Here is a 25403-nt window from a genome sequence, read left to right on the forward strand (position 1 = left end):
TCGCATTGCCGAACTGGTTTCAGCATAGGCGGGGAAAAGGGGGCGCGGCGGCGTCTTAGCTGAACTGGTTGAACTCCTGATGCAGCTTGCGAAAACGCTCCTGCTGGGCCGGGTTGAGGGGGATGCCGTCGAGCACGTCCAGGGTGTCTTTGCACTCGGCACCAAACTCCGGGCTCTTGCGGTTTTTCTGCATCAGTTGCAGCAGCACCTGGATCTTGTTGAGAGCCGCACCGGTATTGGCGGGAGCACGGCGCAGGGCCTCGCGAAAATGGCCGAGGGCCTGCTCCAGCTCGCCGCTCTGATAGGCCTTGATCCCCAGATCGTTGAGCTGCTGGTAGCGCTGACGTCGCTCCAGCACCGTCTTGTCATCCCGGGTTGCCTGAATGCAGGTGGTGAGCAGCCGATCTTCGTCCTCCGCCAGCAGCCCCTGCAGGCTTTCGGCATATTCAAACTCGCCGAGCTGATAGAGGGCGAGGATGGTCTCACCAAGCAGGGCGGGGGGCATGGTGGCCGGTTCATCGAGCCAGTTCTGATTGGCGCGATAGAGCATCTTCTTGCCCTTGAGCAACTCACCCAGCGCAATCTGCACCCGGGCCTGACAGATCTGCTCGAACACCGGGTAGTTGAACTCCGACATCATCAGCGAATCGCGAATGCGCGACAGGGCAGAATTGACCTGCTTTTGCAGGTTGGCGATGTGGTAGCTGTCGTTGCTATTGAGGGCGTAGAGGGTCAGGGTCTGGATATAGGCCCCCAGATAATGGGGCGTGCGATGGATCGAGTTGCGCGACAGGTCGATCAGCGACATCAGCACATCCTTGGCCTGGGCGTAGTCGTGGCGCTGCAGGCAAACCTCCGCCAGCCGACGGGAGAGTTGCACCGACTGGGGGGAGATATCCACCGCCCGTCTGAGCTCCTGCTGCGCCTGCTCGTCATTGCCAAGGGCCAGCAGGGATTCTGCCAGCCAGAGGTGAGCCTCCACCATCAGCGGGGTATTTTTGAGGGTCGCCTGCAGATGGCTGACCGCCTCTTCGTGGAGCCCCAGGGTGTTGCAGGCCTTGCCCAGTGTCAGGCGGGCCCAGCTGTTCTCCTGCCCGGCCAGCAGCTGGCGCATCAGGGCGCGTGCTTCCTGCGCCTGACCCAGCTTGAGGTGGGTATCGGCCTGCAGGCAGCGGCAGTAGTTGGCAAAACGGGGCACCGCATCGGCCCGCTCGGCACAGGCGGTAATGAGCGCTGCCAGATTGTCATCGGCCAGCGCGGTAAAGACGCTGGCCAGGGCGTTGCGCCGAGCGAGGGCACGCTTCAAGCGAAACGAGAACTGCTCCTGAGAGAAGGGCTTCATCAGGTATTCGTCGGGCTCGGCTTCCAGCGCGCTCAGTACCATGGCGCGGGAGCTGTCGCCACTCACCATGATCACCACGCTCTGGGGCGGGATCAGGTCTTTGTCGCGCAGGCTTTCGAGCAACTGGCGGCCATTCTCGCCAACCCCCAGATCGTAATCGATGAGATAGATGTCGAAACTGCCCTTCTGGCAGCGGCGCCGCGCATCCTCGGCGGTATTGGAGTAGGTGATGTTGCTGATACCCAGATTGAGCAGCATCGCCTTCATCATCACCTGAAACGAGCGCTGCTCATTGACCATCAGAATGCGTTGTGGCTTGGCTGGGCTCTTTTTTTCTGGCTCTTGTTCAGGTGTCTGCATCTGTCTGGGTCGAGGCGCTGCGGGCTGATGGGAGAAAGTGTGCCACCAAAGCGCCCGAAGAGGCAATTGGCCAAGTTGTCGATTGCGAACCATCTCCGTTTGTCCGCCTTTTGCCCGCGATGAGTGAAAGAAAAAGGCCCTGTTGCCAGGGCCTTGAACTCACCGTTTTTTCTCTGCCAGATAGGGAGCAAATTGCGGCGTGTACTCGGCCTTGAACCCCTGTTCGGTCTTGATGATGAGATAGACCGCCAGCTTGTGCTGCTTGGCAAATGTCATCCCCGCTTCAGGCCCCATCACCATCAGCGCGGTATCGAGGGCATCGGCCTCCAGCGCGGTCGGGGTGATGACGCTGGCGGAGACCAGCTTGTGGGTGACCGGCTGGCCGGTGGCGGGGTCGATGATATGGGAGTAACGCTGGCCATCCAGCTCGTAGTAGTTGCGATAGCTGCCCGCGGTGCTGAGCGCCATGCCGTTGGGGATGACGATATCGGAAAACGCTCCCGGCTGATCGGAGGGTTCGACGATGGCCACTTTCCATGGCGAGCCCTTGCTGTTGTTGCCCTTGCTGCGCACCGCACCGGCCACTTCGATCAGGTAGTTGTGTACCCCCTTGCCTTCGAGCAGGGCGGCAATCTCGTCAGAGGCGGCCCCTTCGCCGAGAGTGGAGAGGTCGAGATAGAGATCCGGGATCGTTTTTTCGAGCAGGAAGTGATCCCCTTGCGGGGTCAGGGTCAGCTTGTCGATGCCCACCTTGTGGCGGGCGGCGGCGATGGCCGCCTCATCGGGCCGCTTGACCGGCCGTTTGTCCGGGCCAAAGCCCCACAGATTGACCAGTGGCCCCACGGTCACATCCAGCTTGCCGTTGGTCAGCTTACCGGCATCAATCCCCTGCTGGACTATGATGGCCATGGCGGGCGGGATGGCAAACGGGATGTTGGCGGGCCCCTGATTGAAACGGGAGATGAGCGAGCCCGGATCGTAGGTGGAGATCTCCTTGTTCATCCGGGCCAGCAGGCTCTCTACGTCGCTTTTGAGGGCGGGCTCTCCACCGGGGTAGCTATCGCTCAGGGTCACCACATAGTAGGTGCCCATGGTCTTGCCCTGAATACGGGTCTGGGCAGGCGGGGTGGGCTGGCAGCCGGCCAGCGCCAGCAGCAGGGTCAGCAGCAGGCCGCGCAGGGCCGCCACGGGGGTTATCGCAATCATCCGGCGCTCTCATCTGGAGAAGGTTCATATCGGGGCGCTAGCTTAGCCAAGGGGCGCCCTTCGGGCGAGCCCTGATAGGGGTAATCGGAGGGAAAAGGGCAGAAAAAATTAAACAGTTTTGAACCTGTGGCGGGAGCGGGTCGTATCGTCCATCCGTGAGGGAGAGAGTGGCGAGTAGAGCACCGTCTGGTGACCTGGCCCGCAGCTTTGGCCAAAAGCCATAGCCGATTGAAGACAATTGAGTAAAATGAAAGTCGATTTAGACGGCATCTTTGCGAAGCGTTCACCGCATCCGCCAAGTCGTTGCCATCCATTGCCAATCAAAGGAGAAGATGATGAAAAAGGCGATTACCCTGCTGTTTCTGAGTACCCTGGCTGCCCCCGTGCTGGCGGATGAGTGTGCACTGGTCATCGAAGGCAATGATGCCATGCAGTACAACCTCAAAGAGATGAGCGTGCCGGCCACCTGCAAGGAGGTGACGGTCACCCTGAACCATACCGGCAAGCTGCCCGTGACCGCCATGGGGCACAACTGGGTGCTGGCCAGCACCGCCGACTATCAGACCGTGGCAACTGCCGGGATGAGCGCCGGGGCCGAGAACGGTTATCTGCCCAAGGATGATCCTCGTGTGCTGGCTCACACCAAGCTGATCGGCGGCGGCGAGAGCAGCAGCGTCACTTTCAAGACCGACGGTCTGGCGGGCAAGGATCTCACCTTCTTCTGCTCCTTCCCCGGCCACTTCGCCATGATGAAGGGCTCCTTCAAGGTCAACTAAGGCGGTTACCGGCATCGAGCCGGTCGCCTGAATAGAAAAAGCCGGGATTGCCCGGCTTTTTCATCTCTGCTGTCTGTGTGTGGCCTGGCATGACTGCACACCGACGACTTTTGCGCTATTTGGCCTGCAGGGTAAAGAAGGCGATGGCGGTCTTCTTCTGGCATTCGAAGTGAATGCTCTCTTCACCGGTCACCACCAGCGTCTCGTTGATGGCTACCTCTTTGCCCTGCACGGCCAGCTGGCCGCTCAGCAGGTGACAGAGGTAGGTCTTCTCTGGCTCGAGGGTAAGGGTCAGCGGGAAGGGGAGGTTCAGCACTCGCACGTTGGCGCTGATGCGATCCGGATGGTAGATAAGCCCCAGATCGGTCACCTCTTTTTTCAGCAACTCGCAGTGGGTCTCCTCATCGCCGCTAAAGTGCGCCGCCTCGAAGGTGGCGTAGGGGTGGCCGTTGAGCACAAAGCCTGCCCCGCTCACCGGCAGCAAAATGCGCTGATAGCCGGGAAAGGGGGAGAAGGGACCCGCGCTCTTGATGGGGGCCGAGCTCAGTCGATAGTCAAAGTCGAGTTTGGAAAGGCTGCTCCCCTTGGGGGAGACGAGGATCTGGCTGGTAGTGCCCTGCTGGTTTTTCCAGGGCATCTTATGGTGGTCAGACTCTTTAATCAGGGTGATCACGGGCACTTCCTCACGATAAAAAAACGCAGGGAGCCGGGGACATCTGCCCCGGCTCCCTGATAGAGATTGGCGATGGTAAAGGCGATCAGCCCTGACCATCCAGCGCAGCCAGCCGCGCTTCCATGGCGGCGAGACGGCTCTTGAGCTCGTTTACCTCCTGCTCCAGCTCGCTCAGACGGTCGGCGGCAGGGGAGGCATAGGCCGCGGCGGGAGCGGCATCCATCATCGCCGGAATATCCACTTCGCCGCTAAACAGGTGGGCGTAGCGGGATTCGCGTTTGCCTGGCTCGCGCGGCAGCTTGACCACGTAGGGGCCACGCTCGATAAGCTGGGTCAGCACCGCATCCACCTCGGTGACATCATCGAAGCTGCAGAGGCGGTTGGTGCGCGAGCGCAGCTCTCCCGGGGTTTGCGGGCCGCGCAGCAGCAGTTCACAGACGATGCCAAGCTCCTGGGCACTGAATTTCAGCTCGCCAAATTCGGTGTTGCAGAATCTGTGCTGGTAGCGGGGAACCCGGGCGTTGAAGCCGGCGGTGTTGACCACCAGCCGCTTGCGGATCAGCTCGTCTACCACGGCGCGGATATCGAGCTCGGAGAGCTCCAGCACCGGCTCGCGGTTGCTCTTCTGGTTGCAGGCGTTGACCAGTGCATTAAGGGAGAGGGGATATTGATCCGGGGTGCAGATCTCTTTTTCAATCAGACAGCCGATGACGCGGGCTTCCAGTGGGCCAAGTACTAACTCCATTTCCTACTCCCTTCCAAATCGAGACATCAAGAGCCCCTATCTTAGTCATGGTCCGCGCCGCGTCTAGCGTTGCGCGCCATTTTTGCGAGCTGATCAGGGCGTTGGCGAAAGGCTCGCCAACGCCGCAGACCTCCGCTTTTTATCGCTGCCCCTGATAGAAGCGCGCCTTATTGGCATACATGGCGTCGTCCGCCACCCGGCTCAGCTCCGCCAGCGGGGTCTGGTCGCTGCTGCTCCAGCCGATGGCAAAACGCAGCGGGAAGCTGTGCTCCCCATGCTGCACAATGGCGTGCTGCTGGCTTGCTTCCAACCTGCCTGCCAGCTGCTGGCTGGCGAGGTGATCCGCCTCCGCCAGCAGCACGAACTCGTCGCCGCCGATACGGAAAATCTTCTCATCCTGACGGCAGAGGGTGCGCAGTTGGCGAGCCATCTGGATCAGCAGGGCATCGCCCGCCTCGTGCCCATACTGGTCGTTGGTGCGCTTGAGGCCGTTGAGGTCGAGCATGAAGAGGGCGAGGTGACGCTCCGGATGGCGCGCCAGCACTGCTTGATAGTGGTGGAAGGCCTCTTCGAACGCCTGCCGGTTGGGCAGCCCGGTGAGGTTGTCGGTGCGGGCCACCCGCGCCAGCTCGTCGGTGAAGAGGCGCCCCTCGATGCCCACCGCCAACTGCTTTGCAAACAGCCGCAAGATGGCCCTGTCTTCGGACTCCAGCCCTTCGGCGCTCACCATCAGATAGCCAAACAGCACGCCGCTCTGGCTACCGGGCAGGGTCATGATCTTCCAGAGTGCGTTGTCCCACTGGCATTCGGAGTGTTTGACCTCCTCATCCATCAGTTGAACCAGTTTCTCCTGCAAGGCATCCCGCAAGGGGGCATCGACCCCCTGGATCAGGGAGTAGTGGGGCTGCCCGTCTCGGCGGATCACCAGTCCCCAGCGGTGGCCGGGATAGAGCTGCGAGAGCTGCAGCAGGGCAGAGCTGGCCAGCTCGGCAATATCGATATCCAGCTGCTGGTGCAGACCGAACTGCAACCAGGATTGCAGGATATGGCGGCTGCGCTCCTCCCGGCTCAGGGCCGAGCGCAGGGCGGTCGTTTGCGAGGCAACCTCTTGCTCCAGTTCGTCGTTGAAGCCGAGCAGCCGCTGGTTGAAGGCCTCTTTCTCGCTATTGGCCTGCTGCAGCTGTTCATTTTGTTGATAGAGCGCCCGCACCTGATCCGAGATGGTGCTGGCCATCTCCTGTAGCAACTGGCGCACCTCGTCGTACTCCACAAAGCGCAGCGGCGCCTGCCGTTGCTGGTAATTGCCCTTGCCATAGCTGCGCACCAGCGCGGCCAGCGAGCGCAGCGGTCGGGTGAGCCAGCGGGTGAGCCAGACGCAGCCGATGGCCACCAGCAGCAACATGACGGCGATGCTGACGGTCAGCAGCTGTTGGGATTTGTTGAGCTCGCTGACCCTGTCATTGCTGTAGCTGTAGAGGGTGATGGTGGGGGTGATCTCCTGCTCCAGCTGGGGCCAGCCAATGGCCAGGGGCTGCGCCATCTTGCTTGGCTCCCTGTCATCCATGGCGTTGGCGCTCTGGTGAGCCCCTTCGTAGAGACGGTTCTCGCCCTGGGAGATCACCAGATATTCGCTTCCCTTGAGATAGGGTTCCAGCAACTGGGCCATCTGCCGCCAGGGGAGAATGGTCATCACGAAGCCGGAAGGGGTCTGCATCACCCCTGCTCGCTGGTGGTTGCGATAGATGGGGGCCACCAGCGCCAGCCCGCCACTGCGGTTTTGCTCCATGTCGTCGACCAGTACGGGATCATTGACGGGGAGCAGCAGATGCTTGCCCTGTTTTGCCTCGCGGGTCTTGCCCCAGGCCATCAGCTGCGGCATCAGGTTGCTCGATTCGAGGTGGGAGGCCTGGCCATTGATGTACTCCACCACCAACCCCTTGTCATCGATGAGGTAGGCCGAGGTGAGCAGGCTGTTGGATTTGACAAAGGTGGCCAGCGCCAGCCGGGCATGGCTGGAGAAGAGAAAGTTGTCGAGGGCCTGATGGAGTACCCGATCCTGGCTGAGCTGATTGAGCTGGGTGCCGATCAGCTCGCTGCGAAAGCGGGCCTCGCGGGTCATGCTGGTGAGGGCTCGCTCCAGCTGCGACTGCTCGCTCTGGGCGATGATCTGGTGCTGACGGATCAGCAACACAGTGCTGGCCAGCAGCGCCGGCAGCAGGGCGACGGTGAACAGGATGATGATGAGGGTCGGGCCGAGCCGAAAGGTGCGATGTTTCATGGTGCTTTGACCTGCCGGTACTGCAGATCGGCCAGCTGCTGCATATAGCGGGCGGTGTCGGCGGCACTGATCCCCTCTTTAAAGCGCTCGAACCCTTTCTCCATCGCTTGCCAGGCGATGGACATGGCGCTGTCGGAGGGCATGGGGGTACTGAGGGTGAACTGTTCCAGCAGCACTTTTTCCTGAGGCGTGGGACGGCGGCTGATGGCGGTAAAAGCCTGCTGATTGACCGGCAGCAGCGCCCCCTGATGATAGATGAACTGCTGAATATCCTGACGCTGGATAAAGGCCATCAGTGCCTTGATGACGGGTTGCCGATCCTCATCATCCATCGCCCAGCGGGAGGCTCCCATCACGTAGGCGCCGCTCATGGAGTGCATGGGATGGCTTTGCCAGCGGGGCAGCAGGGCAACGCCCAGCTTATCCCCCATGTTCTTCACCAGATCGTTGAAGGCCCAGTCCCCATTGATGAGGTAGGCGCTCTTGCCCTCATTGAAGCGGGCGAGGGCGGTGTCATAGTCGCACTCGGGATCGACCCACTGTTCGCTGGCGACGGTGCGGTAGGCCTCCAGTGCCTGCACCATGGCCGGGCTGTCGAGGGTGATGCGCCCTTCGGTCACCGGCGAGCCGCCAAAGGTGTGTAAAAAGGCGGCGAAGTAGTACATGTCGTGATAGGGCCAGCTGACGGGGTAGACCCCCTTGGCCTTGAGGGCCGGGGTGATAGCAGTCAGTTGCTGCCATTGGGTCACCGGAGTCGAGACCAGCGCCTTGTTGTAAAACAGCATCAGATGGTTGCCCTGCATCATGGGCATGCCCCAGCGTTGCCGATCCAGGGTGACATAACGCAAGGCACTGGCCATTAGCGCGGGGGAAAACCACTCGGCCGGGAGGGGGGCGAGGGTCATCTGGCGATAGAGGCCGATAAAATCGGAGGGGATCAGCATCAGGTCGGGCAGCCCCCTGGCCTGAGCTGCCAGCAGGAGATCCGCCTTGATCTTGCCCGGCTCAATCTGGGTGACCCGCACTCTGTGGTTCCCCTCCTGATTGAAGCGGGCGATCACGTCGTCGATCACGTAACCGGCCTGCTGGGAGTGCCACAGCTCCAGTTCAGGCTCCTGAGCCTGCAGGGGGTGGCTCAATGTGAACAGGCAAAGCAGCAAGAGATGATAAAAAGATCGTTTTCTGCTCATGTTATCATCACCGTTATTCCCTGAATTCCAAGGGAAAAATGTAACAAACTACCGGCAAGAACGGTAGGCTCGGGTGTCAACTAATTGACTGAAACAACAAAAAGCCCGGCGCGTGGGCCGGGCTGGGGGATAAATTGCTTATCCGCATATTCTTCGAGGCATCTATTGTGGATGTTGTTTGAGGATGTCGTATATCTCCTCTTTCAGTTTGAGTTTCTGTTTTTTCAGATCTCTCACCTCGGCGCTATAGTCGCTGGCGTGATGCTTTTCCAACTTTCTAATCTCCGCATCCAGGTCGTTGTGCAAGTCAAACTTCTTCTGGAAATGGACATCACTGCTCTTCAGTTTCGAGATGAGTTCTCTGTACTCTGGGAACATGTAATGGAGCCTCCTTGGTTTCGTTTGATTGTGCCTGTAAGACCAAAGCTACCCCTTAGTGCCGGGGATAAATGTGATCCTGATCGGATTTGGGGGCAATGATTTGGAGTATTCGGCGGGATATTTATAACTTGTTGAATCAAAACAAGATAAGTGATTTGTCAATCTGAATGGTGAGCCAAACTGTGCGACAAGTCACAACAGGGGCAGTGTTGGCGTGAGGGCGCAGGATCAAAAAAGGGGCCGAGTGGCCCCTTTTTATGGATGCAGGCAACGTTACTCTTTCTCTTCGTCCGCCTGCTCTTTTTTCTTTTTCTTCTCGGGTAGCGGCTTGCCATCGCGGTGGATCACCTTGCCCGCTTCAAAGCCAATCTGGGCCGCCAGCTCCTCCAGATCCGCCGACTTGGCCTGATCACCGATGGCGTAGCGATAGTTGGCGATGGAGAGTTTGTCAGCCACCGGCGTGCCCGGGACGATAGGCTCGCGCCAGCCCTGGCCGATGTGGGCTACCAGGGTGCCGTTCATCAACAGCTCGCCGACGATCTCCTGGGTCGGATTGCCCTTGCCGTAGGTGAGACCCTGCGGGTGTTTCTTGCCGACCAGCGGCTCGTTGCTGGCGGGGATCAGCTTGGTGCGGATCAGCCACTTGGGCTTTTTGGTGTTGCCCACCGCCTTGCCGGTCTGGTACTCGTTGATCTTGATGGTCTTGATCATCTGGGCCATGAAGTCCTTGGTCAGCGCCTTCTGGGCGTCGCTGGTTTCATCGATGGCGATGGGGGCCACATACCAGGTCTGGGTGGCTTGAGCCTTGGGAGCGGCAGGGGCAGTTTGTGCCATGGCCAGGGGGCTGAGCAGGATGGCAGCCAGCAAGAGTCCTATCTTCTTCATTGTGATTCCGCTTTTGTTTCAACAAGAATTTTGTTTTGCCAGCGACGACTGCGCCAGCGCCAGAACATAGCCAGACCGCGCACCCACTCGTCGCAGGCCAGCGCCAGCCAGATACCGACCAGTCCATAACCCTGCATGATACCGAGGAAATAGGATAGTGGCACGGCAATTCCCCACATGGAGAGCAACGCCATGTAGAGGGGGAAACGGGCATCCCCGGTGGCCCGCAGGGCGTTGATCACCACCAGATTGAAGGTGCGGCCGGGCTCGAGGATAAGGCTGATAAGAAACAGTTGCGCCACCTGGGTGATGATGTCGGCATCATCGGTAAAGAGGCTGATGATGGTGCGGCCGTTGAGGGCCGCCGCCACGGCGATGACGCAGGTGACCGCCAGCCCCAGCTTGAGGCTCTTGAGCAGCTGCTGATAGGCGCGATCGAACTGTCTGGCCCCCGCCAGATGGCCGATGATGATCTCGTTGCCAAGGCCGATGGAGAGGCCAAACAGCAGGATAAACAGGCAGATCTGGAAGAAGTAGGATTGGGTTGCCAGCGCCTTGTCCCCCAGCAGTCCGACAAAGGCTGTCACCACCATAAACTGCAGCATCCAGGAGAGGTTCTCCCCTGCCGCCGGCAGGCCGATATGGAGCACCTTGCCCAGCATCTCCCGGCTGGGGTGGACGATAGCGCGTACCACTAGTCGAATGCCGGTCTTGCGTGCTACCAGCCACACCAGCAGCACCACGCCGACCAGTCGGCCCGCGACCGTGCTGATGGCGACACCGGCGACACCAAGCTGGGGCAGGCCGAACCAGCCGTAGAGCAGCAGCAGGTTGCCGACGAAGGTGATGAGGTTGACGATGAGGGTCACATACATCGCCTGACGGGTGTGGCCGTGAGCGCGCAGGGTGGCTGCCAGACAGAGGGCTGCCGCTTCCGGTAACAGGCAGAGACCGATGATCTGCAAGTAAAGCGTCCCGTCGCTCATCAGATTGGCAGGCAGGTTCATCAGCGCCAGCATGGTGCTGGCCCCCGCCATCACGCCTATGGCGGCCACCAGACCGATCAGCAGGTTGAAGCCGATAGCGGTGTGGATCACCACCCGGCTTTTCTCCCGATCGCCCGCCCCCAGATACTGGGTGATCACCACGCTGGTACCGATGCTGACGAAGCTGAACAATGTGATGGCGAGATCGAACACCTGATTGCCGACCGCCAGCGCGGCCACTCCCTGATAGGAGACGTGACCCACCATGAAGGTATTGAGGGCGCCGGTCAGAAAGTGCAGGGCGAGATCGATAAAGAGCGGCCAGGTCAGCGCAAAGAGCGTGCCCGGGCCTGCGTGGGATTGAGATTGCATGGCATGTCCAACAGCTGGGAGGGTACGGGGGAGTGCCCTCTGGGGGCGCATTTAACACCAAGGCCAAGGCCGGTGCAATCCTTGTGCAGGATTGCACCGGCCAGGGGAGCAGGCCAAGGGATCAGGCAGGCGTGGCGCCCGCCTCCTGTTCGCTTGGCAGGGTGAGGCGAGCCGAGTCCGGGAGGGCATCATCCTGTGGCCAATTTGAGCGGATGGCATCTGTGGTGCTCTCCACCACCGCATCATCCTTGAACACCGGCTCGCGGTAGCAGCGAGTCAGGCGCAGAGCCTGATACATGTCGGGGCAGAGGATGATCCCTTCATCGCCCACCCGCACGCCCGCTTGCTTTAGCCAGTGGGTCATCTGGCCGTGGCGACCCGCCATCACCATATGGATGCCGCGCCGTTTCAGCTCCTTGTGCAGCTCCCCCACCATGCTCATCACGCTGATGTCCTGATGGGTGAAGCAGGCGACCGCATCGATCACCAGACACTTGGGGGCTCGGGGATCCTGTACCAGCAGGGCCAGCACCCGCCGTTTGAAGTAGGGGGCATTGAAGTAGGTGAGCGGCGAGTTGAAGCGATAGACCAGAATACCCGGGATCGCCTTGGCCTGTTCGTTGTCTCCCAGGGTGCGCACCACCCCCTCGTCATCCATGCCGAGCAGCTGATCGGTGGGGCGCATCACATTGCGCAGGAACTGGAACAGCCCCAGCAACACGGCGAGGGTGATCCCGGGGATCACCCCCATGGTAAGCACGCTGATAAAGGTGACCAGCGCCAGCCAGAAGGCGGAGCGATCGGAATGACGCAGGGCCCAGAGGCCACGAAAATCGGTGAGCGACAGGGAGGCCATCACCAGTACCACCCCGAGGGCGGCGGTCGGGATGTATTTGAGCGGCGCCGTCAGATAGAAGGTGATGAGGGCGATCACCGCCGCTGCGATGATGGAGACCAGCTGGCTCTTGCCGCCGTTGGCGTCGTTGACCGCAGTGCGCGAATCCGCGCCACTGATGGCGAAACCCTGGGAGACTGCGGAGGCGAGGTTGGCCATACCGAGGGCCCGAAACTCCTTGTCCGCGTCGATCTCATAGCCGTTTTTGGCGGCAAAGCTGCGGGCGGTCAGCATCATGGAGACGAAGCTCACCATGGCCAGGTTAAGGGCGGGCAGCACCAGCTCCCGCATCAGGCCGGGAGGAAATTCCGGCATCTGGAACGCGGGCAGGCCGGAGCCCACCGTCCCCAGGGTGGCGATATCAAACTGGCCGAGATTAAAGCCCCACACCAGCGCAGCGGTCACCACCATGGCCACCATGGAGGAGGGCCATGCCGGTTTGTAGCGCTTGGCCAGCAGCAGGGTGAGCAGGGCCACCAGACTCATGGCCAGGGTCGGCAGATGGGTCTGGGTAATATAGGTAGCCCCGCTGGCGATCCGCTCGATGAGGTAACGTTCGCTGAAAGTGAAGCCGAAGATCTTGGAGAGCTGGCCCACCATGATGGTGATGGCCACACCATTGAGCAGCCCCATCAGGATGGGGCGGGAGAGAAAGTCCGCCAGCACTCCCAGCTTGAAGCGGCTGGCAATCAGGCACCAGAAGCCGGTCATGGCGGTCATGGTCATCACCAGTTGCCAGTGACGGGTTGGGTCGCCTGCGGCCAGCGGCGTCACCACGGCGGCGATGACCGCACAGGTGGCGGCATCAGGGCCGACGATCAGCTGGCGGGAGGTGCCGAACAGGGCGTAGACCAGCATGGGCAGGATACAGGAGTAGAGACCGACGATGGCACCCACCCCGGCAAGCTCGGCATAGGCGATGGCGACGGGCAGCGCCACTGCCGCCACCGAGAGTCCGGCGCGAAGATCTGGCATCAACCAGGCGTGCTGGTAATGCAGCAGGGCGGCGAGGCCCGGTAGCCAGCGTTCGAGAGAGAAGAAGTCGCGCATTATTTAACCCATTGAGTTACAACCAGCTTTTCCCCTAGTGTGCCCAAGGTTATCGAAAGATTGCAATCAGGTTATGGCCAGTTTACCTGAAGGTCAGGCCAGATAGCCTGCCAGCGTTTCTCCTTGATGCGCAGGGTAAAAATCTGTTTGTCCTGGCGACATCTGGGGTTGGCACTCACTTGCAGCGACCAGTTGATGGCAAAGCCGTAGGGAGCGAGCCACTCGAACTCGCCATCCTGATTCAGGCGCACGCCGATGCAGGTGGGCACTTCAACCCAGTGGCTGAGCGCCTCAAGGCTGTTGGCAAACGGCGCCACCAGCTGCCGCGTGTGCATGCGAGCCTGATTGCGCACCTCCCACTGCTGGCCGGGCAGCCGTTTGGCGAGCCAAGCTTCGTGCTCCGCTTCAGCCAGCCCTTGCGGATCGGTTTTATCGAGATAGATAAGGTCGATATCGTTGAGCGGGGTGGGCACCGCCTTGTGGTGAAGGTGATCCCAGATGAGGTTGCGGATAAAACCGGCCCCCAGCGCCCAGTCGGGCAGATTGAGCTCGGCCGCGGCTTGCAGGCAGGCTATCCGCTGCGGATCGGCCCGCAGCAGGGCTTCTGTTTTGGCTTGGAATTGCTGTTCGAGGGCGGAGTTCAGAGGTTCAGTTGTTGGCATTGCGGCGTAACCAGACATCAATGTAGCGGCAGCTCGGCACTATAGTGAGCCCCTCCGCCTGAGTCCAGTTGAAGAAGGCGCGCGCCAGCTGATCGGCAATCCCCTGCACCCGCAGCTCGGGGGGCACGAAGGTGCTGTAGGCGTCGATGGTCTTGGCGTCGAGCCGCCGGTAGCGCAGTCTCGACTCTTTCCCCTCCACCATACAGATGAACTGCTGCTGGTTGGCCTGATGGATGATGTCGCTCATGGTGGGCACCTCTGGCATAAAGTTGGGTCTCTCGGCACAACATAACTGTTAGCCAAGGTATAGAACAGATAATGAGAGCCCGTGGTCAATATCATCCCCCTTTGACAGAGGGCGCATCGATATCTCGATGTAGATCAAGGTGCCCGATGGTGAGTCGGGCACCGCGTTAGTGTCAGCACAAGAGTGTTGGCAAAGGGGAGGGATCAGACCCAGGCTCGCTCCAGCAGGGTGAGTAACTGCTCACGGTCGGCGTCCTTGCGATTGAACAGCAGGGCACCGTCGTTGACCGCCAGATCGCGGATCTCGGTCAGTAGCGAGCGATCGCTTACCCCTGCCTCGCTCATGGTGCGCGGCAGCTTGACCGCTTGCCACAAGGTGTCGCGCAGGGTGCGAATGGCTGTGATGGTCGCCTCCGCCCGCTGATGGGCCGGGGTGGCAGCAAAGCGCTCTGCCCCCACCAGCGGCAACAGCAGCCGGGCCAGCTCGCTATCCACCTCGGGGCGGTTGTAGTCGAGCACGGTCGGCAAAAAGAGGTTCATGCACAGCCCGTGGGGCAGATGGCAGCGGGCTCCCAGACTGTGGCCGAGGGCGTGCACCAGCCCCACCATGGAGTTGGAAAAAGCCATGCCAGCCAGTGTTGAACCTTCCGCCAGTTGCAGCCGCAGCTGTTTGTTTTGCGGGTCGTGGATGATTTGCGGCAGGGCGCTGGCGATCTTCTCCACTGCCATCAGGGCCAGCGCATCGCTCACCGGGTTCTTGGCGGTACCGATAAAGGCCTCGATGGCGTGGGTCATGGCGTCCATGGCGGTGGCGGCGGTGATATTGAGGGGCAGCCCCTGGGTCAGGCGCGGGTCGAGCACCGCCAGCTGGGGCAGCAGGAAGGGGGAGGTGAAGGGCACCTTGCGCCCGCTCGCCTCATCCTTGATCACTGCAACCAATGTCACTTCTGATCCTGTGCCCGCCGTGGTGGGCACCACCGCCAGCGGCTTGAGGGGACGGGTCAGGCAACCGGCGCCCGAGTAGTCGAGCAGATGATCCCCCCCCATGGAAGTGAGAATGTTGACTGCCTTGGCGGTGTCGATGACCGAGCCGCCCCCCAGCGCCACCAGACTGTCGCAGTCGAGCTCGCGATAGCGTTTGGCGATCCGCTCCACCACGGCAGTGGAGGAGTCGGCCGGGATCTCGTCCCAGATGGCGGCGACCGGCAGCTCCCCTTCGGCCAGCACATTGGCCAGCAGGGTGGCAAGGCCGGTGGCATTGACCCCCTTGTCGGTCAGCAGCAGCGGGCGACGGGCCCCCAGACTGGCCAGCTCGCTGGCCAGTTGCTCCAGCGCCTGTTCACCGGCCAGCAGTTTGACCGGGCAGAAGAAATCGTAATAGCGGCTCATTTCAAGGCTCCTTGCGCGTTAGCCGGTCACCAGACCCAGATAGATGTTGCAGGCCCGGCCGATCTTGTTGGTCGGGGCGGGATAGTGGCGCAGCAGCGGCCGCGCGATAAAAGCGGGCAGGATCAGGGACTGCAACTGCTCAAGCCCCCGCACCAGATGCATGGCAACGGTCAGATCTCCCTCCACCAGCAGCCGGTTTTCGCCAAATGCCTGATTGACCCCGAGCCGAAAACTCAGGGCGCGAAAGGCGATATTGGGATGCTTGAAGCGCACCCGTAGCGGATGGATGGTGGCATGAGGGGCGACTGGCGCGCCGGGATACCAGCGCCCACCCTGCTTGTGCATGTTCATGGCGTAGCCGATGCCGCCCACTTCGAGGCGAATAGCCAGCCCGTCCGGCAACGGCGCCAATTCGCGGCGTACCGCCTCATCGGTACGGGCGGCGCGGCAGAGGGTGCGACCCACCACCCAGAGCAGAGTAGTGATCCAGAGGCGGCGGCCAAGGGCGGCTAGAGATTCAACGGTCGGAGTTGTCATAGGGGTTGGCTCCTGAGATGGCTGACCAGAAGAGGGCGAACGCACTGGCTTGCCAGTAGTCGTCCTCTCCCAGCTCCGGTTGATCGACAAACAGTGATGCGCAGGCGAGGAACTGGCCCTGACACACCTCCAGCAACAGTGGTGCGGGAGCCTGCATCAGCTCGCCGCTGGCCTGCCCCTTTGCCAGCAGGGCAGGCAGAAAGCGCAGGGCATCGTTCAGGATCTGGCTGCGGGCCGGTCTGGCCAGCAGCGGAGAGTGAAAGAAGCCCAGCACGAATTTGAGCTCATTGGGATGCGCGAGCATCCACCCCATCGCCAGCTGCCAGTAGTGGCGAGTCTGGTCGTACAGCGGCAGGGTGGGATCTGCTTCATGGATGGCGCTCCCCATCCGGGTCTTTACATCCTGATAGAGGGCGAGGATCAGCGCCTCCTTGCTCGGAAAGTGGTGGAACAGAGTACCGTTGGCTACCCCGGCCGCCTTGGCGATACGGGCGGTGGCGGCCCCCTGCAAGCCATCTTCGGCGCAGAGGGCGAGGGCGGCATCCAGGATCTGGCGGCGCTTGTCGGTCATGGTTTGTGGCTGCGGGATAGCCTGGTTCATGGTCATCTCCATCAGCGCAGGAAGAAGGCCATCATCAGCTTCTGGATCCAGCTGTGGTAGGGGGGATGGATCAGGGAGCCGGTGGTGAACTTGCCGCGGGTCAGCACGGTTTTCGCTTTGGAGAAGGTGAGGAACCCCTCGTGGCCGTGGTAGTGGCCCATGCCGGAGGCGCCGATGCCGCCGAACGGCACATCGTCGGCAGCCACCTGAAACAGGCTCTCGTTGATCGCCATGCCGCCGGAGTGGGTCTCCCGGGTCACTCGCGCCTGCAGCTCGGGGTCGAAGCTCATCAGATAGAGGGCCAGCGGGCGGGGCCGCTCAGCAACATAGGCGAGCGCCTCCTCCAGAGTGTCGTAGGGGATAAGCGGTAGCAGCGGCCCGAAGATCTCCTGCTGCATCACCTGACACTGACCCGGCACCCCGGTCAGCAGGTGGGGCACCAGCAGGCGACGCTGGTCATCGCGGGCCGGGCTGCCACAGGGGTGGAGCTGGGCACCCGCCTGCTCGGCTTCATCGAGCCAGCTGACGAGACGTTGATACTGGCGGTCGTTGATGATGGCGCCGTAGTCAGCACTATTGAGCCCCTGCGGGTAGAGCTTGCTGAAGTGGCGGCGATAGGCGGCGATAAAGTTATCCACCTCGCTGCGGGGCAGCAGCACATAGTCAGGGGCGACGCAGATCTGCCCGGCGTTGAGGCTCTTGCCGAAGATCATCCGCTCGACCGCGGTGGCGACCGGCATGTCGGGGGCGATGAGACAGGGGCTCTTGCCACCCAGCTCAAGGGTGAGGGGGGTGAGCTGGGGCGCGGCGGCGGCCATCACCAGCTTGCCCACCATGGTGGAGCCGGTAAAGAGCAGGTGATCGAACGGCAGTGAGCTGAACGCCGCCGCCATCTGGGCATCTCCCTCGATGATGGCGATCTCGTTTTCGTCAAATACGCTGGTGAGCATGGTGCGCAGCACGGCGTTGGTATGAGGGGTGAACTCGGAGAGTTTCAGCATCGCCCGGTTGCCCGCCGCGATGGCGGTGATGAGGGGGCCAAGGCTCAGCATCACCGGAAAGTTCCACGGCACGATAATGCCGACCACCCCGAGCGGCTGGAAGTGCACCTCCACTTTGGCGGGGGCCAGCAGCAGGCCGGTGTGGCGGCGGTGGGGCTGCATCCAGCGCTTGAGCCGCTTCTGGGTGTAGTTGATCTGCATGATGCAGGGCAGCACATCGGCGATCAGGCTGTCGTAGTGGCTGCGCTGGCCATAATCTGCTGCCAGCGCCTTGCACAGCTGCCCCTTGTGGGCGAGCAACGCCTGTTTGAGTTTGGTCAGCTGCGCCCGGCGCTCGGCCAGGGTAGGCATGGGATGAGCCAGACTCGCCCGCTTGAGCCGTGCCAGCTGATCCGGCAGGGACAATTTGATGGCGAGGATATCCTCAGGAGTGTGTTGAAGCTGCGCCGCACCCATGTTGTTCTCCGCATGAAAAATGACCGACTGATTAGTCGGTCTAAATCTAGCCGTTTGTTGCCGGAATGTAAAGCTGGCAAGCTGTCTGCCGTTCACCATGAGCCGGACGCAAGAGAGAACTGTGTGTCTCCCCACACTTTTGTGGTTTGCTCGTTGGTGACTTATCTAATAAGGGGTAGTTTTTGGCTATTAACCTACACGGAGAGAGCACTATGACCAGGGAACTGAACAGCTTGTTGGCCCGGCTTGAAGATGTGGTTGAGCGGATGCCGGATTGCTTCAACACCTACGAATTCGCCCAGAAGCTGGCACTGCAATATCAGCCGGAGTTCTTTGCTGCGGGCCACTCTCTGGCCGAGCACGAGGGCAAGGTACTGCGGGTGCTGCACCAGAAGATCGCCGAGGCGCTGGCAGGCAGCGAGATGGTGATTGAAGGGGCGCTGCTCCCCTGCGTCACCCCCTGGGGGGAGAAGGCGACCTCACCGCGCTGGCACCGCAAGCACTGAGGGTCGGAGTAAGGCAGATCACTGCCAGATAGCAGATAACGAACAACGATAAAGGGCGCGGCGCTGGCAACAGGGCCGCGCCGTTTTTTGTGCAGATTGTCGCCAGCAGCGCCCCCGCTGCCGGGAGCAAAGGCCCGGTCTGTGATCCCATGCCGGGATATGGGGCCGTCAGCCGGGTAGACTCTCCCCTTTGTCGCAGGGTTTGTCACCGTAGGAATTTCTCATGACCCATAAAATCATTCTGGATACCGATCCGGGTATCGACGATGCCATGGCCATCCTGTTTGCCGAGGCCCACCCCGCCATCGAGCTGCTCGCCATTACCACTGTTTTTGGTAATGCCACCATCGACAATGGCACCCGCAACGCCCTCTGGCTCAAGCAGAAGTACGGCATGAAAGCGGATGTGGCCAAGGGCGCAGCGGCGCCGCTGCTGCGCGAGCCGGTCGGCCCCACCACCATAGTCCACGGCCCGAGCGGTTTTGGCGACCTGGAGGCGGGAGAGGTGAGTATTGCTCCCGATCCCCGCCCCGCCTGGCAATATATTGTCGAGGCGGTGAAAGCCGCGCCGAGGGAGATCACCCTCGTTACTATCGGCCCGCTCACCAATCTGGCGCTGGCGCTGCAACAGGCGCCCGAGATTGTCTCGCTGGTGAAACAGGTGGTGGTGATGGGCGGCGCCTTTGGCGTCAACGGCCATCGCGGTAACGTCACCCCCTATGCCGAAGCCAATATTCACGATGATCCCGATGCCGCCGACCGGGTCTTTACCGCCGACTGGCCGGTGGTGATCATCGGGCTGGACGTGACCCAGCAGAGCTTCTTCAGCAGCGACTATCTGGATGAACTCAGGGATAAGGCGGGGGAGCCGGGCCGCTTCCTGTGGGATGTCAGCCGCTTCTACCTGCGCTTCTACTCCGAGAAGCTGGGGCTCTCCGGTTGCCACGTTCACGACCCGTCCGCCATCGCCTATGTGATTGATCCGACCCTCTTTACCCTGCGCGAGGGGCCGGTGCGGGTGATCACCAGCGGCCCGGCCATCGGCCACACCCTGCAAAAGTTCGATGGCAAACGCCACTCCCACGATGACTGGGCAGCCTATCGTCCGCAGCAGGTCGGTGTGGCGGTGCGCGATGAAGCCTTGCTGGCGCTCTATCGCGAGACGCTGGTGGGCTGGGGCAAGGATTGCTGAGCAAAGGGGCGCTATTGCGCTGACGCGGGGGCTGTGATCGGCGCCAAACAATCGGAGCGCACGGCCGCTTATACTGCCTTATATCAAGAGCTTGGGAGGGATGAAGATGGCCTGGATTTCCTTGATAGTGGCGATAGCCCTGATCTGGTGGTTGATGAAGCTGGGGCGTGGTGCCCTGTTCGAGATCCGTCTTGCACCCGGCAAGGTAGTGGTCAAGCAGGGCAAGGTGTCACCCGCCTTTATTGAGCATGCCAAGCAGATCTTGCGCCATGACACGGTGCGCGGTCGCATTGTGGGGCAGCGTGATGGCGATGGCGTCAGGCTGATCTTCTCCCGCTCCATCCCCGAGCCGGTGGCCCAGCGCTTTCGCAATATCTTCCCCTACGGCGATTACCGCCAGCCAACGGCGCCACTGCCGGGGCCCAAATCCCGCAAGGGATAAGCACCGGAACCTGGTTCATCAATAGCAAACGGGCCTCCAGTGGAGGCCCGTTTTTATGGCACTTGGCCAAGAGAGAGCTGACAGCCCTTACTCCTTGCCGTGCAGCTCGCGCTGGGCCTTGACCGCCGCCGCCTTGACGGCGGTGCCTTCATTGCCCCAGGAGGCGCGCAGGGTGTTGACCAGCTCGGCGAGCCGCTCGTCATCCATGGTCCAGCCATAGCCCGGCATGTGGTAACCCAGATGGCCGTGGGTGACCGGGGTCTCGGCACCGTGCAGCAGCACGTTGATCAGGCTCGACGGATCGCTCGCCAGCACGGTGCGGTTGTTGACCAGCGAGGGGATGACGTGGTCATTGCCCTGGCCGTTGACCCCGTGACAGGTGGAGCAGTACATGGCGTAGTCCGCCTTGCCGCTGGCACTGGCGTAGGCGCGGGCCCCTTTCTCCGCCACCGGTTCATCTTTCAGGTCGGTCAGATAGGTGGCGATGCTGGCCAGATCGGCGTCGCTGAAATACTGGCTGCTGTGAGTGATCACTTCCCCCATGGGGCCCGCGACCGCTTCATGCTGGCTGCGGCCGGTTTTCAGCAGGTCGATCAGCGCCTGCTTGCTGTAACGGCTGCCGCGAATATCGGGGGCATACCAGCCATCCAGCGCCGCCCCGCTCAGGTAGACAGGGTCCGCCTCGGTCAGCGCTTTCTCCTGCATGCCGAGCCCGCGCGGGGTGTGGCAGCTGCCGCAGTGGCCGGCACCCTGCACCAGATAGGCGCCGCGGTTCCACTCTTCGCTCTTGCTCGCCACCGGGGTAAAGCGGCTGTCATCGTGGTAGATCCAGTTCCAGCCCATCAGCGGCCAGCGCATGTTGAGGGGCCAGGGGATGTCGCTCTCCTTGTTGGCAATGGCCAGCGGCTGCACCTCCTTCATCAGATGGTGATAGAGATCTTCGAGATCCTTATCGCTCATCTTGGCGTAGGCGGTGTAGGGCATGGCCGGATAGAGGCGATGGCCATCGCGGGCCACCCCTTCACGCATCACCTTGATGAACTCCGGCAGGCTGTAGTTGCCGATACCGTGGGTCTTGTCCGGGGTGATGTTGGTGGCAAATACGGTGCCGATGGGGGTCGGGAACCCTTTGCCGCCCGCCAGCGGCTTGCTGGTCTCGCTGGTGTGACAGGCGGCGCAATCGCCGAGCTTGGCCACGTATTCCCCCGCAGACATGGCGGGGGCTGCGTTGGCGGCAAGGGCGGGCAGGGCCAGCAGCAGGGCGCTGGTGGTCAGTGACAGGGCGCGGCTCATTGGGCACCTCCCTTGCTCATGGCAACCAGCTCGTTGACGGCGCGCCACGCTTCGTCGATGGCGGCGTGGGCGTAGGGGCTCCAGCCTGCATCCGAGTTGGCGATGGTGATGTTGCCGATCGGCTGGCGACCCAGTTCAATCCATTTTTCGCACTGTGCTTCGTCATCAAACAGGGTGTTGGTGACATAGGAGTAGCCGTGAGACCAGCGGTTGACCGTGATGGCGAGGATATCCTGCTCATGGTTGAAACCGGCGCTGCCGAGCATCCCCTGCAACTGCTCGCGGATCATCTGTTCATGCTGCTCGAACGGCATGCCGAGGATCATGGCGCGCCCCTTGCGGGACTGTTCGCGGGCCGACAGACCGCTGCCCGGCAGGGTCGGCACATAGACCATGTGCAGGCACATCGGCTGATCCGGGCTCTTGGGATGCTCGTAGCCACCCATGCTGACCGGATAGTCGAGCTTGACCCGGCTATAGGGTGCGGCGGGGGAGTAGACCTCGTGTACCCCCAGCTTGACGAAGGCTTGCCAGTTCTTGATCACCACCTTGGTGTAGACCAGCGGCGCCTTGACATTTTGGCGCAGCGCCTCCTTCTGGGGCTCCGGCATCTCGGGCACCATGTAGGGGATCATCATGTTGTAGCCAGCCATGATCGACTGCTTGGCCCGCACCCGGTGCAGTTTCCCCTCCTTGATGTAGGTGACATCCACTGCCAGCTTGCCGTCGGCGAGGCGCACGTTTTTGGCCTGCAACGCCGTGCTGCCAAGGCGCAACTGCACCTTGTGCTCCGGCAGGTCGAGCTTGCTGTAGTCAAACTTGGCCAGCACCACATCCTGCATGGTGTGACCCGGCGCCACCTGCGGAATGAGCTTGCGCACCATCAGGCGGGTGAGACCGGCGTTGCCATCGGGGAAGTGGAAGATGTAGGGATCGTCCAGCTCCGCCTGCTCCTCGGCATCCAGCGGCGTCAGATTGAGGCCGTCGAACCCCGGCAAGGCGCAGAGGCGCGCATCGGCGCAGGCGGTGGCGTCGATGCCGACCGCCTGGAAGTCGTTGGTGCGCTGCTGGAAGTAAGTGATCGCCCGCTCGCTGAGACCCACTTTATCGCGCAGGAAGGTGGTGTAGCTGTTGCGGGTTACCCACTCATCCTGCTGCTCGCGGGTCATGCCGCTCAGGTAGTCGATCTTCGATTCGTGCAGGGCCAACAGGGCGGCCTTGTCGGCATCATCGAGGGGGAAGTCACCGATAAATTCTGCCAGCGGCCGGCCGTTCAGGCGATCGCGGGGGATGTCATCCGCCACGTTGTGACCCGGATCGCCGTTCACTATCTTGTTGACGCCAAAGTGCTTCTCGTCGAAATAGACGCCACGGCTCAGCCCCAGATCCGGATAGAAGGTCTGCTGGAAACCGGCGGCCAGCTCGTCGATGTTGACCTCCAGCGCCTTGAGCAGACCGAGCGCCACCGGGCTGTAGACCGAACGCGGTGATTGCAGGGATTCACTGCCGCCGTAACCCAGACGCAGGCCATCGGGGGTGGTGAACTCGTTGCGCTTGGCGTGGCCGCCGAAGTCATCGTGGTTGTCGAGTAGCAGGATCTTCTTATCCGCGCCGAGCAGTTGCTGATAGAAGCAGGCTGCGGCCAGACCGCTGATCCCGGCGCCGACGATCACCAGATCGTACTCCCCCTCGAGGGGAATATTGGCAAAGTCATACTGCTTACCGTCACGGGCGATACTGTGGGCCGGTTCGAAGGAGCCCGGGTGGTTGCCGCGCAGGCCGGTGAGGGCGGGCGGGTAGGCCAGGGTTTTATCCGCCAACGCGCTGCCGCCTTCGGCAGCCTTAAGCAGATTGATGGGGGCGACGCCTGCCGCAATGGTGATGGCAACGCCGTTGAGAAAATCTCTGCGTGTAATACTCATGGCTATCCCTGTGTTAGGAGAAGTAATGAATAAGTGGATTCATTATGGGAGGGAGACACAGATCCTGTTCAGGATTGGGCGCCGAATCTACCGCTATCCTCACGCTGAGTCCATACGATTGCTAATGGATTATTAAGCACCATTTTCCTGCTTGTGACGAGAGTGATGCGCTGATGGGGGTGATTTGCCCTGTTGCAGGGCAAATTGTCTTCCGGCTCGGTCGGTCAATGATTGCCGCAGCTGATTAGTTTGGGAGACGTTCGGGCATCATTGTCGACTCGGGGGGATGAGCGCGCTAAGCTCTTAACTACTTGTTTTATCGACTCTCTTTTTATTCATAGGCATAAAGGCCACTCAGGAGGCGCAATGAACTGGTACATCTCGGTCCTCAAGCAATATGCGGTATTCAGCGGGCGGGCCCGTCGCACCGAATACTGGATGTTTGTGCTGTGCAACGTCATCGTCATGCAACTGCTCGGCATGGTGGACAAGCTGATTGGCGGCGACAAGGAGTTCATCAGCGGCATCTACTCGCTGGCCGTGCTGCTGCCCTCGCTGGCGGTGGCGGTGCGTCGTCTGCACGACACCGACCGCAGTGGCTGGTGGCTGCTGCTGGTCCTGGTACCCATCATAGGTATTCTGGTACCCACCATAGGTACTCTGGTACCCATCATAGGCACTCTGGTGCTTATCTATTTTATGGTTTGCAACGGCCAGCAGGGGCCAAACCGCTTCGGTGACGATCCCAAAGCGGCCCCCTCGCAGGGTTTTATCGTCAGCTAACGGGCGCGGCTTGGCCAATCATCGGTCAATAAAAAGAGAGGGAGGCATCACGCCTCCCTCTCTTTTTCGTTTTGATGGCCGATCAACGCTCGATCAGAGGGGCGGAGCGGTAGCTCCACATGCCGTAGGTGCGCAGAGCGTCGCGGTAGATGCCGAGCAGCTCGCTCTCGCTCGGGGTGGCCAGCTCCTCGAGAGGCTTGTCGGGGTAACTGACGCTCGCCACCTTGATGTTGGCCGGACCAATCTGGTCGCAGGCGATTTCCAGCACCGTCTGGCCGCGACGTACATGGCTGGCGGAGCTTACCAGCACCGCATAGTCAATCTGGTGGCGGGCGAGGGCATAGGCGCTGTAGAGGGCGTTATCCACCGTGCTGGTGGCGTAGTTCTCTTCAATCAGGCGGCTGCGGTCGATGCCGTGCTTGGCCAGCCAGTCAGCCATCAGCTTGCCCTCGGTCTGGCGATTCTGCGGCACGCCACCGGTCAGGATGATCAGCGCCTCCGGGTCGGCCTTGGCCAGCTCAAGGGTGGTTTGCAGACGGCCCAGCAGGATCTTGTCCATGCTGCCGTCGGGATTGAGGGCGTAGCCCAGAGTGACGATGGCGCGTTTGCCCTCCCTGCTGGCCTTGACCTGATCCTCGGTCAGCTCGGTCTGCAGCGGGGCGGCGGTGATCCGCTGCACCCGGGCGATGATCTCCTCCAGATCGGCAGCGCGGCCACTGTTGCGATCCGCCACTTTCGCCAGATAGCTGCGGGAAGCCTCCTTGTTACCCTTCACCAGCTGCCAGATGGCGAGATAGCTGTTGATGTCGAGATCATCGGGGGCGACGGCCTGCGCCTGCTCCAGCAAGGTGATGGCGCGACTCAGGTTGCCGTTGTAGATCTGGGCGTTGGCCGCCGAAATGAGCAGGTCGGTGCGGTAGGGTTCAAGCTGGTAGGCGGCCAGCAGCCGCTCGGTCACCAGCTCCATATTGCTCGGCATCTTGGCGGTAAAACCGGCGTGGGAGATTTTGGCTGGCGACTTGTAGATCTGCAGCGCTTCGCCGAGCAACATGTCCACCGCCTGGCGTTTGCTGACCAGGGTATTGAGGTCGTGCTCTATTTGCATCGAGCTCTCGGCCGCTTGCAGGGCGAGGGGCGAGAGCGCCAGCAGGCCGCCGAGGGTGAGGGCAAGAAGGGTCTGTTTCATCAAAAGGTCCTCTGTCGGGCTGAATCGCGCCGTGGCGCAGCGGCTTGT

The 25403-nt window shown here is 61.5% G+C and carries 24 protein-coding genes; 5 read left to right on the forward strand and 19 right to left on the reverse strand.

Translation table 11 applies throughout. From position 1 onward, the window contains the following. Nucleotides 1-55 precede the first annotated feature (55 nt). Nucleotides 56-1702 carry a tetratricopeptide repeat protein gene (locus AB5Y84_RS12575; RefSeq protein WP_368177065.1) on the reverse strand — a complete coding sequence of 549 codons (1647 nt, stop codon included), beginning with the start codon at nt 1700-1702 and terminating at the stop codon, nt 56-58. Nucleotides 1703-1861: 159 nt separating this feature from the next. Then, nucleotides 1862-2908, reverse strand: coding sequence for an FAD:protein FMN transferase (locus AB5Y84_RS12580; protein ID WP_368177066.1), 1047 nt, complete (start codon nt 2906-2908; stop codon nt 1862-1864). Between the two features lie 335 nt (nt 2909-3243). Here AB5Y84_RS12580 and azu point away from each other — a divergent pair, with 335 nt between their 5' ends. Further along, nucleotides 3244-3684: an azurin gene (gene azu / locus AB5Y84_RS12585; RefSeq protein WP_005337768.1), complete on the forward strand. Its 441-nt coding sequence runs from the start codon at nt 3244-3246 to the stop codon at nt 3682-3684. A 115-nt stretch (nt 3685-3799) separates the two neighbouring features. Here azu and AB5Y84_RS12590 read toward each other — a convergent pair whose 3' ends face one another. The 14 genes from AB5Y84_RS12590 to AB5Y84_RS12655 all read right to left on the reverse strand — a co-directional run bounded on the left by AB5Y84_RS12590 (nt 3800) and on the right by AB5Y84_RS12655 (nt 18031). After that, entirely contained in the window at nt 3800-4357 is a 558-nt protein-coding gene (locus AB5Y84_RS12590) for a HutD family protein (RefSeq protein ID WP_368177067.1), read from the reverse strand. Between the two features lie 85 nt (nt 4358-4442). Next, nucleotides 4443-5102, reverse strand: a complete 660-nt coding sequence (locus AB5Y84_RS12595; RefSeq protein WP_368177068.1) for a YceH family protein — start codon at nt 5100-5102, stop codon at nt 4443-4445. 139 nt (nt 5103-5241) lie between these two features. Beyond that, nucleotides 5242-7380, reverse strand: coding sequence for a diguanylate cyclase (locus AB5Y84_RS12600; protein ID WP_368177069.1), 2139 nt, complete (start codon nt 7378-7380; stop codon nt 5242-5244). Beyond that, entirely contained in the window at nt 7377-8570 is a 1194-nt protein-coding gene (locus AB5Y84_RS12605; protein ID WP_368177070.1) for an extracellular solute-binding protein, read from the reverse strand. The genes AB5Y84_RS12600 and AB5Y84_RS12605 overlap by 4 nt, the downstream gene beginning before the upstream one ends. Nucleotides 8571-8732: 162 nt before the next feature. Beyond that, the gene (locus AB5Y84_RS12610; protein WP_005337763.1) at nt 8733-8948 is read right to left on the reverse strand and encodes a YdcH family protein; all 216 of its coding nucleotides are present in this window, start codon (nt 8946-8948) and stop codon (nt 8733-8735) included. Nucleotides 8949-9224: 276 nt separating this feature from the next. Beyond that, a complete protein-coding gene (locus tag AB5Y84_RS12615; RefSeq protein WP_005337761.1) occupies nt 9225-9836 on the reverse strand; it encodes a hypothetical protein in 612 nt (203 codons plus the stop codon). Further along, entirely contained in the window at nt 9833-11194 is a 1362-nt protein-coding gene (locus tag AB5Y84_RS12620; RefSeq protein WP_368177071.1) for an MATE family efflux transporter, read from the reverse strand. Before AB5Y84_RS12620 ends, AB5Y84_RS12615 begins: the two co-directional genes overlap by 4 nt. A 121-nt stretch (nt 11195-11315) precedes the next feature. Further along, nucleotides 11316-13139, reverse strand: coding sequence for a SulP family inorganic anion transporter (locus AB5Y84_RS12625; RefSeq protein ID WP_139477705.1), 1824 nt, complete (start codon nt 13137-13139; stop codon nt 11316-11318). A gap of 71 nt (nt 13140-13210) precedes the next feature. After that, nucleotides 13211-13801: a nucleotidyltransferase family protein gene (locus AB5Y84_RS12630; RefSeq protein WP_368177072.1), complete on the reverse strand. Its 591-nt coding sequence runs from the start codon at nt 13799-13801 to the stop codon at nt 13211-13213. Then, on the reverse strand, nt 13788-14048 hold the full coding sequence (locus tag AB5Y84_RS12635; RefSeq protein WP_005337747.1) for a GNAT family N-acetyltransferase: 261 nt from the start codon (nt 14046-14048) through the stop codon (nt 13788-13790). Before AB5Y84_RS12635 ends, AB5Y84_RS12630 begins: the two co-directional genes overlap by 14 nt. 203 nt (nt 14049-14251) lie before the next feature. After that, nucleotides 14252-15436: an iron-containing alcohol dehydrogenase gene (locus AB5Y84_RS12640; RefSeq protein ID WP_139708930.1), complete on the reverse strand. Its 1185-nt coding sequence runs from the start codon at nt 15434-15436 to the stop codon at nt 14252-14254. A gap of 18 nt (nt 15437-15454) precedes the next feature. Next, nucleotides 15455-15973: a hypothetical protein gene (locus AB5Y84_RS12645; RefSeq protein ID WP_201937199.1), complete on the reverse strand. Its 519-nt coding sequence runs from the start codon at nt 15971-15973 to the stop codon at nt 15455-15457. Continuing rightward, nucleotides 15954-16574 (reverse strand): TetR/AcrR family transcriptional regulator, encoded by a 621-nt coding sequence (locus AB5Y84_RS12650; protein ID WP_031227698.1) that lies wholly within the window; start codon nt 16572-16574, stop codon nt 15954-15956. Before AB5Y84_RS12650 ends, AB5Y84_RS12645 begins: the two co-directional genes overlap by 20 nt. Nucleotides 16575-16585: 11 nt before the next feature. Next, on the reverse strand, nt 16586-18031 hold the full coding sequence (locus tag AB5Y84_RS12655) for a coniferyl aldehyde dehydrogenase (protein ID WP_021230685.1): 1446 nt from the start codon (nt 18029-18031) through the stop codon (nt 16586-16588). A 212-nt stretch (nt 18032-18243) separates the two neighbouring features. Between AB5Y84_RS12655 and AB5Y84_RS12660 the strand changes: the two genes are divergently transcribed. The 3 genes from AB5Y84_RS12660 (at nt 18244) to AB5Y84_RS12670 (ending at nt 20171) form a co-directional block, all read left to right on the forward strand. After that, entirely contained in the window at nt 18244-18537 is a 294-nt protein-coding gene (locus AB5Y84_RS12660) for a hypothetical protein (protein ID WP_005353197.1), read from the forward strand. 223 nt (nt 18538-18760) lie between these two features. After that, the gene (locus AB5Y84_RS12665) at nt 18761-19729 is read left to right on the forward strand and encodes a nucleoside hydrolase (RefSeq protein WP_368177073.1); all 969 of its coding nucleotides are present in this window, start codon (nt 18761-18763) and stop codon (nt 19727-19729) included. 106 nt (nt 19730-19835) lie between these two features. Further along, complete coding sequence (locus AB5Y84_RS12670) at nt 19836-20171, forward strand: DUF3634 family protein (protein ID WP_180349400.1); 336 nt, start codon at nt 19836-19838, stop codon at nt 20169-20171. 87 nt (nt 20172-20258) lie between these two features. Here AB5Y84_RS12670 and AB5Y84_RS12675 read toward each other — a convergent pair whose 3' ends face one another. Then, nucleotides 20259-21464, reverse strand: a complete 1206-nt coding sequence (locus AB5Y84_RS12675) for a cytochrome c (protein WP_368177074.1) — start codon at nt 21462-21464, stop codon at nt 20259-20261. Further along, nucleotides 21461-23386 carry an NAD(P)-binding protein gene (locus AB5Y84_RS12680; RefSeq protein ID WP_368177075.1) on the reverse strand — a complete coding sequence of 642 codons (1926 nt, stop codon included), beginning with the start codon at nt 23384-23386 and terminating at the stop codon, nt 21461-21463. Before AB5Y84_RS12680 ends, AB5Y84_RS12675 begins: the two co-directional genes overlap by 4 nt. 366 nt (nt 23387-23752) lie before the next feature. Between AB5Y84_RS12680 and AB5Y84_RS12685 the strand changes: the two genes are divergently transcribed. Further along, entirely contained in the window at nt 23753-24169 is a 417-nt protein-coding gene (locus AB5Y84_RS12685; protein ID WP_021230688.1) for a DUF805 domain-containing protein, read from the forward strand. A gap of 82 nt (nt 24170-24251) precedes the next feature. On the opposite strand, the gene AB5Y84_RS12690 is transcribed toward AB5Y84_RS12685, so the two are convergent. After that, nucleotides 24252-25355: an ElyC/SanA/YdcF family protein gene (locus tag AB5Y84_RS12690; protein ID WP_368177076.1), complete on the reverse strand. Its 1104-nt coding sequence runs from the start codon at nt 25353-25355 to the stop codon at nt 24252-24254. Nucleotides 25356-25403: the final 48 nt, after the last annotated feature.

This window comes from Aeromonas sp. s11 (assembly GCF_040907945.1).
GTDB classification, from domain to species: Bacteria; Pseudomonadota; Gammaproteobacteria; order Enterobacterales; family Aeromonadaceae; genus Aeromonas; species Aeromonas veronii.